20 protein-coding genes are annotated in these 9398 nt (G+C 63.2%); all 20 read right to left on the bottom strand.

The features are described from left to right. Positions 1-95: 95 nt before the first annotated feature. Entirely contained in the window at positions 96-581 is a 486-nt protein-coding gene (gene rplO, locus UP06_RS34775; protein WP_045008202.1) for a 50S ribosomal protein L15, read from the bottom strand. Positions 582-655: 74 nt separating this feature from the next. Then, positions 656-850, bottom strand: a complete 195-nt coding sequence (rpmD, locus tag UP06_RS34780; RefSeq protein ID WP_045008781.1) for a 50S ribosomal protein L30 — start codon at positions 848-850, stop codon at positions 656-658. 25 nt (positions 851-875) lie between these two features. Further along, on the bottom strand, positions 876-1466 hold the full coding sequence (gene rpsE / locus UP06_RS34785; RefSeq protein ID WP_045008203.1) for a 30S ribosomal protein S5: 591 nt from the start codon (positions 1464-1466) through the stop codon (positions 876-878). Positions 1467-1510: 44 nt separating this feature from the next. After that, positions 1511-1873, bottom strand: a complete 363-nt coding sequence (gene rplR / locus UP06_RS34790) for a 50S ribosomal protein L18 (RefSeq protein WP_027535305.1) — start codon at positions 1871-1873, stop codon at positions 1511-1513. An 11-nt stretch (positions 1874-1884) separates the two neighbouring features. Continuing rightward, positions 1885-2418 carry a 50S ribosomal protein L6 gene (gene rplF, locus UP06_RS34795; protein WP_045008204.1) on the bottom strand — a complete coding sequence of 178 codons (534 nt, stop codon included), beginning with the start codon at positions 2416-2418 and terminating at the stop codon, positions 1885-1887. A 16-nt stretch (positions 2419-2434) separates the two neighbouring features. Beyond that, on the bottom strand, positions 2435-2833 hold the full coding sequence (rpsH, locus tag UP06_RS34800; RefSeq protein WP_045008205.1) for a 30S ribosomal protein S8: 399 nt from the start codon (positions 2831-2833) through the stop codon (positions 2435-2437). 14 nt (positions 2834-2847) lie between these two features. Beyond that, on the bottom strand, positions 2848-3153 hold the full coding sequence (gene rpsN, locus UP06_RS34805; RefSeq protein ID WP_045008206.1) for a 30S ribosomal protein S14: 306 nt from the start codon (positions 3151-3153) through the stop codon (positions 2848-2850). 46 nt (positions 3154-3199) lie between these two features. Continuing rightward, complete coding sequence (rplE, locus tag UP06_RS34810; RefSeq protein WP_045008207.1) at positions 3200-3757, bottom strand: 50S ribosomal protein L5; 558 nt, start codon at positions 3755-3757, stop codon at positions 3200-3202. Further along, positions 3750-4064: a 50S ribosomal protein L24 gene (gene rplX / locus UP06_RS34815; protein ID WP_045008208.1), complete on the bottom strand. Its 315-nt coding sequence runs from the start codon at positions 4062-4064 to the stop codon at positions 3750-3752. The genes rplE and rplX overlap by 8 nt, the downstream gene beginning before the upstream one ends. Further along, entirely contained in the window at positions 4064-4432 is a 369-nt protein-coding gene (gene rplN / locus UP06_RS34820; protein ID WP_008549246.1) for a 50S ribosomal protein L14, read from the bottom strand. The genes rplX and rplN overlap by 1 nt, the downstream gene beginning before the upstream one ends. An 83-nt stretch (positions 4433-4515) precedes the next feature. Continuing rightward, positions 4516-4764 (bottom strand): 30S ribosomal protein S17, encoded by a 249-nt coding sequence (gene rpsQ, locus UP06_RS34825; protein WP_045008209.1) that lies wholly within the window; start codon positions 4762-4764, stop codon positions 4516-4518. Between the two features lie 13 nt (positions 4765-4777). Continuing rightward, positions 4778-4984: a 50S ribosomal protein L29 gene (rpmC, locus tag UP06_RS34830; protein ID WP_045008782.1), complete on the bottom strand. Its 207-nt coding sequence runs from the start codon at positions 4982-4984 to the stop codon at positions 4778-4780. A gap of 5 nt (positions 4985-4989) precedes the next feature. After that, positions 4990-5403: a 50S ribosomal protein L16 gene (rplP, locus tag UP06_RS34835; RefSeq protein WP_045008210.1), complete on the bottom strand. Its 414-nt coding sequence runs from the start codon at positions 5401-5403 to the stop codon at positions 4990-4992. Between the two features lie 32 nt (positions 5404-5435). Beyond that, positions 5436-6158 (bottom strand): 30S ribosomal protein S3, encoded by a 723-nt coding sequence (gene rpsC, locus UP06_RS34840; protein WP_045008211.1) that lies wholly within the window; start codon positions 6156-6158, stop codon positions 5436-5438. 18 nt (positions 6159-6176) lie between these two features. Continuing rightward, on the bottom strand, positions 6177-6566 hold the full coding sequence (gene rplV / locus UP06_RS34845; RefSeq protein ID WP_045008212.1) for a 50S ribosomal protein L22: 390 nt from the start codon (positions 6564-6566) through the stop codon (positions 6177-6179). Between the two features lie 10 nt (positions 6567-6576). Beyond that, a complete protein-coding gene (gene rpsS, locus UP06_RS34850) occupies positions 6577-6855 on the bottom strand; it encodes a 30S ribosomal protein S19 (RefSeq protein WP_008136357.1) in 279 nt (92 codons plus the stop codon). A gap of 12 nt (positions 6856-6867) precedes the next feature. Beyond that, positions 6868-7701 carry a 50S ribosomal protein L2 gene (gene rplB / locus UP06_RS34855; protein WP_045008213.1) on the bottom strand — a complete coding sequence of 278 codons (834 nt, stop codon included), beginning with the start codon at positions 7699-7701 and terminating at the stop codon, positions 6868-6870. 12 nt (positions 7702-7713) lie between these two features. Then, positions 7714-8016, bottom strand: coding sequence for a 50S ribosomal protein L23 (locus UP06_RS34860; protein WP_045008214.1), 303 nt, complete (start codon positions 8014-8016; stop codon positions 7714-7716). After that, the gene (rplD, locus tag UP06_RS34865) at positions 8013-8633 is read right to left on the bottom strand and encodes a 50S ribosomal protein L4 (protein ID WP_045008215.1); all 621 of its coding nucleotides are present in this window, start codon (positions 8631-8633) and stop codon (positions 8013-8015) included. Before rplD ends, UP06_RS34860 begins: the two co-directional genes overlap by 4 nt. A 1-nt stretch (position 8634) precedes the next feature. Beyond that, entirely contained in the window at positions 8635-9351 is a 717-nt protein-coding gene (gene rplC, locus UP06_RS34870; protein WP_045008216.1) for a 50S ribosomal protein L3, read from the bottom strand. Between the last annotated feature and the right edge of the window lie 47 nt (positions 9352-9398).

Genomic DNA, 9398 nt, shown 5'->3' on the forward strand with positions numbered 1-9398 from the left:
CGGCGGACGCCGGACATTATCTGGTGCTCGGCTTCGATAAGTCCATCGTCCCGCATGCGTAAAGGCCCGCGAGGCGCGGGCCAATGACGCAGTTGTTACGCCGCCTCGCCTTCTTCCTTGGCAGGGGCGAGGATCTTCACCGAGCCGCCGGCCTTCTCGACCGCCGCGATCGCGGTCTTCGTGGCGCCGTGCACTTCGATGTTGAGCTTGGCCTTGAGCTCGCCACGGCCGAGCAACCGCAGGCCGGCCTTGGCGCGGCGCAGCACGCCGGCCTTCACCAAAGCCTCGACATTCACGACGCTGCCGGCGTCGATCTTCTTGGCATCGACCGCTTCCTGGAGTCGGTCGAGATTGATCTCGCCGAACTCGACGCGGAAGATGTTGGTGAAGCCGCGCTTCGGCAGGCGCCGATGCAGCGGCATCTGGCCGCCTTCGAAACCCTTGATGCGCACGCCCGAACGCGCGGTCTGGCCCTTGCCACCGCGGCCAGCCTGCTTGCCCTTACCTGAACCGATGCCGCGGCCGACGCGCATACGCTTCTTGCGCGAGCCGGCGTTGTCGGCGATATCGCTGAGCTTCATCGCCCTGCTCCTTGTTTCTTGCGCATGATCTCGCCCGAAAACCGGTACCCGGTTTGCGGGATCACGCGCCTTGCTTACTTCTCGTCGACGACGCGGACGAGATGGTGAACTTTTTCGATCATGCCGCGGATCGCCGGAGTGTCCGGCAGTTCGCTGACACGGCCGATCTTGTTGAGCTTGAGCCCGATCAGCGTCGAACGCTGCGAGTGATGGCGGCGGATCGCGCTGCCGGTCTGCTCAAGCTTGATCGTCTTTGCGGCCTTGGCCATCATGGTCTACTCCGAAAAGCTTCCGTTATTCGGCAACCACCTCGGCATCGCCACCAATGCGACGGGCCTGGAGGGTGGATACCTTGATGTTGCGGCGGGCTGCGACCGAGCGCGGCGAATCTTGATGCTTCAGCGCGTCGAAGGTCGCGCGCACCATGTTGTACGGGTTCGACGAGCCGATCGACTTCGCCACCACGTCCTGGACGCCGAGCGTCTCGAACACGGCGCGCATCGGGCCGCCGGCGATGATGCCGGTACCGGCCGGAGCGGCACGCAGATAAACACGGCCCGCGCCATGACGGCCTGCGATGTCGTGATGCAGCGTGCGGCCCTCGCGCAACGACACGCGGGTCAGGTTGCGCTTGGCGGATTCGGTGGCCTTGCGGATCGCCTCAGGCACTTCGCGCGCCTTGCCGTGACCGAAGCCGGCGCGGCCCTTCTGGTCGCCGATCACGACCAGCGCAGCGAAACCGAAGCGCTTGCCGCCCTTGACGACCTTGGCCACGCGGTTGATGTGGACGAGCTTGTCGACGAACTCGCTGTCACGCTCTTCGCGCTGCTGGCGGTCACGTCCGCCGCGTTGATCGCGTCCACCACGTTGTTCGCGTTCTGCCATTTTTCCAATCCTTCAGAGGCTTACGCCTCAATCCTCAAATTCTGTTAGAAGCTCAGCCCACTCTCACGCGCCGCGTCGGCAAGAGCCTTGACGCGCCCGTGGTAGAGATAGCTGCCGCGATCGAACACGACTTCCTTGACGCCCTTCTCGGCGGCGCGCTCGGCCAGCAGCTTGCCGACCGCCTTCGCCGCATCGATGTCGGCTCCGGTCTTGCCGCCGTCGCGCATCGACTTCTCGAGCGACGAGGCAGAGGCCAACGTCTCGCCCTTCAGGTCGTCGATGACCTGGGCGTAGATGTGCTTGGACGACCGGAATACGGACAGACGCGGACGGCCGGCACCGGAGCGGCGCAGCTTCAGCCGCACACTCCGCTTGCGCCGGGCATTCGTAACCTTGGCTTTCGACATGACCGGCTCCGTTACTTCTTCTTGCCTTCCTTGCGGAAGATGAATTCGCCAACATACTTCACGCCCTTGCCCTTGTAGGGCTCCGGCGGACGATAGGAGCGAATCTCGGCGGCGACCTGGCCGACGCGCTGAATGTCGCTGCCCGTCACCGTGATTTCGGTCGGCTTCGGCACGGTGATCGTGATCCCTTCCGGGATCGCATAGACCACGTCGTGGCTGTAACCGAGCGCGAGCTGGAGGTTCTTGCCCTGCAGCGCGGCGCGGTAACCGACGCCGGTGATTTCGAGCTTCTTCTCGAAGCCCTTGGTAACGCCTTCGACCAGATTCGCGACCTGGGCGCGAGCGGTGCCGTACAGCGCCCGCGCGCGATTGGTCTCGACCCGCGGGTTCACCTTGACCTGGCCGCTATCAAGCTTCACCTCGACGTCGTCATGGACGACGAATTGAAGCTGGCCCTTCGGCCCCTTCATCTTGACGGTCTGCCCGTCGACGGTCGCGGTCACACCCGACGGCACCGCAACCGGCCTTTTGCCAACACGTGACATGGATCAAAAATCCTTCTCAGAACACCGTGAAGAGAACTTCGCCGCCCACGTTCGCTTCACGCGCACTGTGGTCAGCCATGATTCCCTTCGGCGTCGACAACACCGAAATGCCGAGTCCGTTATTGACCCGCGGCAGGTTCTTCACCGAGGCATAAACGCGACGCCCGGGCTTGGAGACACGCTCGATCTCGCGGATGACGGGCTCGCCGTCGAAATACTTCAGCTCGATCTCGATCTCGCTGCGGCCCGAGGAATGCTCGAGCGTGGCGTAACCGCGGATGTAGCCCTCGCTCTTCAGCACTTCGAGGACGTTTTCGCGCATCTTCGAACCAGGCGTGGAGACCTTGTTCTTGGCACGCATCTGCGCGTTGCGGATACGGGTGATCAGATCGCTGATTGGATCGTGCGTAGACATCTAAACGACCCTCCTTACCAGCTCGACTTCACGAGGCCCGGGACCATGCCCTTGGAGCCAAGGTCGCGCAGCGCGATGCGGGACAGCTTGTTCAAGCGGTAGACCGAACGCGGACGGCCCGACAGCTCGCAACGCAAGCGGATGCGGGTCGCCGACGAATTGCGCGGCATTTCCGCAAGCTTCAGGGTCGCGGCAAACCGCTCTTCCATCGGCAGCGTCTTGTCGGCGATGATCGCCTTCAACCGTTCGCGCTTCGGGGCGGCGTTCTTCGTCATCCGCTTGCGCCGGTTGTTCTTCTCGATTGAACTCTTCTTTGCCATGCTTGGCTCCTGGGTATCCGCGTTTGAGAGGCTTTAGGTCAGCGTCTCACTGCCGGAACGGGAAATTGAAAGCGGTCAACAAGGCCCTCGCCTCGTCGTCGGTCTTGGCCGTGGTGCAGACGGTGATGTCCATACCGCGGGCCTCGGTGACCTTGTCGAAGTCGATCTCGGGGAAAATGATATGTTCCTTGATGCCGAGCGAATAGTTGCCGCGGCCGTCGAAGCTCTTCGGGTTCAGGCCGCGGAAGTCGCGGACGCGCGGCAGCGCGACCGTCACCAGGCGATCGATGAATTCGTACATACGGGCCTTGCGCAGCGTGACCTTGCAGCCGATCGGCTGATTCTCACGCAGCTTGAAGGTCGCGATCGCGATACGCGAATAGGTCACGATCGCCTTCTGGCCGGCGATCAGGGTCAGTTCGGCGGCGGCGTTCTCGGCCTTCTTGCGGTCGTTGACGGAATCGCCAACGCCCATGTTCAGCACGATCTTGTCCAGACGCGGAACCTGCATGACGTTCTCATAACCGAACTTCTCGGTCATTTCCGTCCGGATCTTCGCGTCGTATTCCGCGCGCAGGCGCGGCGTGTAAGCGGCCTCAGCCATCGATCTCAGCTCCCGAACGCTTGGCGACGCGGACCTTCTTGCCGTCCGCCAAAATCTTGAATCCGACGCGCGTCGGCTTTCCGTCCTTGCCGAGATACGCGATGTTGGACAGTTGGACCGGCGCCTCTTTCGAGATGATGCCGCCCTCCTGGGCCTGCGTCTGCTTCTGGTGGCGCTTGACCATGTTGATGCCGCGCACGAGCGCCGTGCCGGCGTCCGGACGCACTTCGAACACTTCGCCGCTGCGACCCTTGTCGCGGCCGTTCAGCACGATGACCTTGTCACCCTTGCGGATCTTCGCTGCCATCACAGCACCTCCGGCGCGAGCGAGATGATCTTCATGTGGTTCTTGGCACGCAGCTCGCGCGGCACGGGCCCGAAGATACGGGTACCGACCGGCTCGGCCTGATTGTTGATCAGGACGGCGGCGTTGCGGTCGAAGCGGATGACCGAACCGTCAGCGCGGCGGATGTCCTTGCGGACACGCACCACGACGGCCTTCATCACGTCGCCCTTCTTCACCTTGCCACGCGGAATCGCTTCCTTGATCGAGACGACAATGATGTCGCCGATCGTGGCGTAGCGGCGCTTGGAGCCCCCGAGCACCTTGATACACATGACACGGCGTGCGCCAGAATTATCGGCCACGTCGAGGTTGGTCTGCATCTGAATCATTGATGCACCTCGTCCTCTTCTCTTTGCGCCAGCCTAGCCGGCGCTCAACATTTACCTGAAGTCAGTCGGCCAAAGCCAACAGATCAGGCGCTTTTCTTGTGTTCGCCCCGGATCACGATCCAGCGCTTCAACTTCGAAATCGGCTTCGATTCCTCGATCCACACCACATCGCCCGGCTTGTACTCGTTGCCTTCGTCGTGCGCGTGGTAGTTCTTCGAACGGCGGATCGTCTTCTTGTAGATCGGGTGCGTGAAGCGGCGATCGACGCGCACCACGACGGTCTTGGCTGTCTTGTCGCTGACGACCACGCCTTGCAAAGTACGTTTTGGCATCTTCGTAAGCCTCTTACTTCTTCTTCGCGCGCTGCTGCGCGGCGACAGTCTTGATCCGGGCGATGTCACGGCGAGCCTCGCGCAGGCGCGAGGTATTCTCGAGCTGCCCGGTGGCGCGCTGGAAGCGCAGGTTGAAGCGCTCCTTCTTCAAATTCAGGACGGCGTCATCCTGCTGGTCGGGGCTCAGCGCGCGGATGTCTTCGATCTTCATCTGGGCCATGGCCATTACTCCGCAATACGTTCGACGAAGCGCGTCTTGATCGGCAGCTTGGCGGCCGCCAGCGTCAGCGCTTCCTTCGCGGTCTGCACCGTGACGCCGTCGATCTCGAAAAGCACCCGACCCGGCTTGACGCGCGCGACCCACAGTTCCGGCGCACCCTTGCCGGAGCCCATTCGGACTTCGGCCGGCTTCTTCGACACCGGAACGTCGGGAAACACGCGGATCCAGACGCGGCCGGCGCGCTTCATGTGGCGCGTCAGAGCGCGGCGGGCGGCTTCGATCTGGCGCGCGGTGACGCGCTCAGGCTCGGTCGCCTTGAGGCCGAACTGGCCGAACGCCAACGTCGCGCCCGAAGTCGCCACGCCGTGGATACGGCCCTTATGCGCCTTCCGGAACTTCGTTTTCTTAGGTTGCATCATGGCTTCAAGCCCTCAAATTCTCTGTGCTGGCGTCAGGCCGCAGCGTTGTCACGGCGCTGTCGGCCGCCGCCACCACCGCCACCCGTCTCGCCTTCGGCCATTCTCTTGTCCTGGGCCATCGGATCGTGCTCGAGGATCTCACCCTTGAAGATCCAGACCTTGACGCCGCAGGTGCCGAAGGTCGTGAACGCGGTCGCGACGCCGTAGTCGATGTCGGCGCGCAGCGTGTGCAGCGGCACGCGACCTTCGCGGTACCACTCCATGCGCGCGATTTCCGCACCGCCCAGACGACCCGAGCAGTTGATGCGGATGCCTTCCGCGCCGAGACGCATCGCCGACTGCACGGCGCGCTTCATGGCGCGGCGGAACGCCACGCGGCGCTCGAGCTGCTGCGCGATCGACTCGGCCACCAGCGTCGAATCGAGCTCCGGCTTGCGGATCTCGACGATGTTGATGACGACGTCGGACGACGTGATGTCCGCGACCTTCTTGCGCAGCTTGTCGATGTCGGCGCCCTTCTTGCCGATTACCACGCCCGGACGGGCGGAGTGGATCGTGACGCGGCACTTCTTGTGCGGACGCTCAATGATGATGCGGGCGACGGCCGCCTGCTTGAGCTCCTTATGCAGGATCTCGCGGATCTTGACGTCCTCGTGCAAGAGCTTGCCGTATTCCTGCTTGCCGGCGAACCAGCGGGAATCCCAGGTCCGGTTGATGCCCAGACGCAGACCGATCGGATTGATCTTTTGACCCATCGTTTTCTCCTGCGTCCCTTAAGCCGCTGCTGCTTCGGCTTCGACCTGACGCACAATGATCGTCAGCTGCGAAAATGGTTTGTAGACACGGCCCGAGCGACCGCGGCCGCGCGCTGCAAAGCGCTTCATCACGAGGCCGTTGCCGACGAAAGCCTGGGTCACGACGAGATCGTCGACGTCCAGGTCGTGGTTGTTCTCGGCATTCGCGATCGCCGATTCCAGGCACTTCTTCACGTCGACCGCGATCCGCTTGCGCGAAAACTGCAGGTCGGCGAGTGCCGCAGACGCCTTCCGGCCGCGAATGAGCTGGGCGACCAGGTTGAGCTTCTGCGGGCTCACCCGCAGCATCCGGGCGACCGCCTTGGCCTCGTTCTCGGCGAGGCTCCGTTCGCGCTTAGGTTTGCTCATCGTTTAATCCTCAAGCCTTCTTGGCTTTCTTGTCACCGGAGTGGCCATGGAAGGTCCGGGTCGGCGAGAACTCGCCGAACTTGTGACCGACCATTTCCTCGTTGACCGCTACCGGAACGTGCTTCTGACCGTTGTAGACGCCAAAGGTCAGACCGACGAACTGCGGCAGGATGGTCGAGCGACGGCTCCAGATCTTGATGACGTCGTGACGGCCGGACGCGCGCGCGGCATCTGCCTTCTTGAGCAGAGAACCCTCGACGAACGGGCCTTTCCAGACTGAACGAACCATGTCCGGCGTTCCTTACTTCTTCCGCTTGTGGCGGCTTAGGAGAATGAATTTGTTGGTCGACTTGTTGCTGCGGGTCTTCTTGCCCTTGGTCGGCTTGCCCCACGGGGTGACCGGGTGGCGACCGCCCGAGGTACGACCTTCACCACCGCCGTGCGGATGGTCGATCGGGTTCATCGAAACGCCGCGGTTATGCGGCTTACGGCCCAGCCAACGGTTGCGGCCGGCCTTGCCGATCGATGTGTTCATGTGATCGGGGTTCGACACCGCGCCGATCGTGGCGCGGCAACGGCCGTGCACCAGGCGCTGCTCGCCCGAATTCAGGCGGATGATTACGTAGTCATGATCGCGACCGACGAGCTGGGCATAGGTGCCCGCGGAACGGGCGAACTGGCCGCCCTTCCCGATCTTGGTCTCGATGTTGTGGATGATCGTGCCGACGGGCATGTTGCCGAGCGGCATGACGTTACCCGGCTTCACGTCGACATAGTTGCCGGCGATGATGGTGTCACCCACGGCCAGGCGCTGCGGCGCCAGGATGTAGGCCTGCTCGCCGTCCTCGTATTTGATCAGCGCAATGAAGCCGCTACGGTTCGGATCGTACTCGAGCCGCTCGACGGTCGCGGGAACGTCGATCTTGTCGCGCTTGAAGTCGACGGTGCGCAGCGTCCTCTTGTGGCCGCCGCCGCGGAAACGCACGGTGATGCGGCCCGTGTTGTTGCGGCCGCCATTGGAGTGCTTGCCTTCGGTGAGCGCCTTGACCGGCTTGCCCTTGTAGAGCGCCGAACGATCGACCAAGACCAGCTGGCGCTGGCCCGGCGTCGTGGGATTGAATGTCTTCAGTGCCATCGTCGTACGACCTTACAGACCGGTGGTGACGTCGATCCGGTGGCCCTCTTCGAGGGTCACGATCGCGCGCTTGGTGTTCGACTGCGAGCCGAGATTGCCGCGGAAGATCTTGGTCTTGCCCTTGCGGATCAGCGTGTTGACGCTCTTGACCTTGACGTCAAACAGCTTCTCGATCGCTTCCTTGATCTGCGGCTTGGTCGCCTTCGCGGCCACCTTGAACAGGACCTTGTTGTGCTCGGACGCCAGCGTCGCCTTTTCGGTGACGACCGGGGCGACGATCACGTCGTAATGGCGGGGCTCGATGTTCTTCGTCATTTGAAGCGCGCCTCCAGCGCATCGATGGCGGCCTTGGTCAGAACCAGCTTCCGGCGGCGCAGGATGTCATAGACGTTGATGCCCTGGATCGGCAGCACGTCCATGTTCGGAATGTTGCGAGCCGCAGCGGCAAAGCCGTTGTTGAGCTCGGCACCGTCGATGATCAGCGCGTTGGTCAAGCCCAGACCAGAGAAGTGACCGATCAGCGCCTTGGTTTTGGCGGCTTCCAGCGCGGCCTTGTCGATCACCAGGAGATCGCCGTCCTTGGCCTTGGCCGACAGCGCATGCTTGAGAGCAAGCGCTCGGACCTTCTTCGGCAGGCCGGTTTCGTGCGAACGCACCACCGGACCGAAGGCACGACCGCCGCCGCGGAACTGCGGCACGCGGGCCGAGCCGTGACGAGCACCGCCGGTGCCCTTCTGCTTGTACATCTTCTTGCCGGTGCGCCAGATCTCGGCGCGGCCCTTGGCTTTGTGGGTGCCGGCCTGACGCTTGTTGAGCTGCCACTGCACGCAACGTGCAAGGATGTCCTGGCGCGGCTCAAGGCCGAAAATGGTGTCGGAAAGCTGGACCGAGCCGGCTTCCTTGCCCTCGAGGGTGGTGACCTTCAATTCCATCTCACGCACCCTCTTGCTGGACCGAGGCTTCCGCTTCGCCGCCCGCAACCTTGAACTTGCCGGGCTTCGGAGCTTCCTTCGGCAGCGGCTTCTTGACGGCGTCGCGCACGCGGATCCAACCACCCTTGGAGCCGGGAACGGCGCCTTCGACGAGGATCAGGCCGCGCTCGACATCGGTCTGGACGACGCGAAGATTGAGCGTGGTGATGCGATCGACACCCATGTGGCCGGGCATCTTCTTGTTCTTCCAGGTCTTGCCCGGGTCCTGACGGCCACCGGTCGAACCGATCGAGCGGTGCGAAACCGACACGCCGTGGGTGGCGCGCAGACCGCCGAAGTTCCAGCGCTTCATACCGCCGGCAAACCCCTTACCGACAGAGGTGCCGGTGACATCGACGAACTGGCCGACGACGAAGTGGTCGGCGAGGATCTCGGCGCCAACCGGGATCATGGCATCCGCGGAGACGCGGAATTCCTCGACCTGCCGCTTCGGCTCGACCTTGGCGACCGCGAACTGGCCGCGCTCTGCCTTGGGCAGATACACGGTCTTGCGGCTGCCCGACCCGAGCTGGAGCGCGACGTAGCCATTCTTCTCTTCAGTGCGGTGGGCTACGACCTGGCAATTGCCGAGCTTCAGCACGGTCACGGGGATATGTTCGCCGGCCTCTGTAAAGACCCGCGTCATCCCGACCTTTTGTGCGATCACTCCGGAGCGCATCGGCGTGCTTCCTGTTCTTTCTGTCCGCAAGTCGCGAACGTGATCCA

Origin of the sequence: Bradyrhizobium sp. LTSP857, from assembly GCF_000938285.1 — a bacterium.
Taxonomy (GTDB): domain Bacteria; phylum Pseudomonadota; class Alphaproteobacteria; order Rhizobiales; family Xanthobacteraceae; genus Bradyrhizobium.

What these genes read in the sequence shown, in the direction of transcription:
- rplO (WP_045008202.1), bottom strand. Translation starts at nt 581, where the DNA reads ATGAAGCTCAGCGATATCGCCGACAACGCCGGCTCGCGCAAGAAGCGT.
- rpmD (WP_045008781.1), bottom strand. Translation starts at nt 850, where the DNA reads ATGGCCAAGGCCGCAAAGACGATCAAGCTTGAGCAGACCGGCAGCGCG.
- rpsE (WP_045008203.1), bottom strand. Translation starts at nt 1,466, where the DNA reads ATGGCAGAACGCGAACAACGTGGTGGACGCGATCAACGCGGCGGACGT.
- rplR (WP_027535305.1), bottom strand. Translation starts at nt 1,873, where the DNA reads ATGTCGAAAGCCAAGGTTACGAATGCCCGGCGCAAGCGGAGTGTGCGG.
- rplF (WP_045008204.1), bottom strand. Translation starts at nt 2,418, where the DNA reads ATGTCACGTGTTGGCAAAAGGCCGGTTGCGGTGCCGTCGGGTGTGACC.
- rpsH (WP_045008205.1), bottom strand. Translation starts at nt 2,833, where the DNA reads ATGTCTACGCACGATCCAATCAGCGATCTGATCACCCGTATCCGCAAC.
- rpsN (WP_045008206.1), bottom strand. Translation starts at nt 3,153, where the DNA reads ATGGCAAAGAAGAGTTCAATCGAGAAGAACAACCGGCGCAAGCGGATG.
- rplE (WP_045008207.1), bottom strand. Translation starts at nt 3,757, where the DNA reads ATGGCTGAGGCCGCTTACACGCCGCGCCTGCGCGCGGAATACGACGCG.
- rplX (WP_045008208.1), bottom strand. Translation starts at nt 4,064, where the DNA reads ATGGCAGCGAAGATCCGCAAGGGTGACAAGGTCATCGTGCTGAACGGC.
- rplN (WP_008549246.1), bottom strand. Translation starts at nt 4,432, where the DNA reads ATGATTCAGATGCAGACCAACCTCGACGTGGCCGATAATTCTGGCGCA.
- rpsQ (WP_045008209.1), bottom strand. Translation starts at nt 4,764, where the DNA reads ATGCCAAAACGTACTTTGCAAGGCGTGGTCGTCAGCGACAAGACAGCC.
- rpmC (WP_045008782.1), bottom strand. Translation starts at nt 4,984, where the DNA reads ATGGCCCAGATGAAGATCGAAGACATCCGCGCGCTGAGCCCCGACCAG.
- rplP (WP_045008210.1), bottom strand. Translation starts at nt 5,403, where the DNA reads ATGATGCAACCTAAGAAAACGAAGTTCCGGAAGGCGCATAAGGGCCGT.
- rpsC (WP_045008211.1), bottom strand. Translation starts at nt 6,158, where the DNA reads ATGGGTCAAAAGATCAATCCGATCGGTCTGCGTCTGGGCATCAACCGG.
- rplV (WP_045008212.1), bottom strand. Translation starts at nt 6,566, where the DNA reads ATGAGCAAACCTAAGCGCGAACGGAGCCTCGCCGAGAACGAGGCCAAG.
- rpsS (WP_008136357.1), bottom strand. Translation starts at nt 6,855, where the DNA reads ATGGTTCGTTCAGTCTGGAAAGGCCCGTTCGTCGAGGGTTCTCTGCTC.
- rplB (WP_045008213.1), bottom strand. Translation starts at nt 7,701, where the DNA reads ATGGCACTGAAGACATTCAATCCCACGACGCCGGGCCAGCGCCAGCTG.
- UP06_RS34860 (WP_045008214.1), bottom strand. Translation starts at nt 8,016, where the DNA reads ATGACGAAGAACATCGAGCCCCGCCATTACGACGTGATCGTCGCCCCG.
- rplD (WP_045008215.1), bottom strand. Translation starts at nt 8,633, where the DNA reads ATGGAATTGAAGGTCACCACCCTCGAGGGCAAGGAAGCCGGCTCGGTC.
- rplC (WP_045008216.1), bottom strand. Translation starts at nt 9,351, where the DNA reads ATGCGCTCCGGAGTGATCGCACAAAAGGTCGGGATGACGCGGGTCTTT.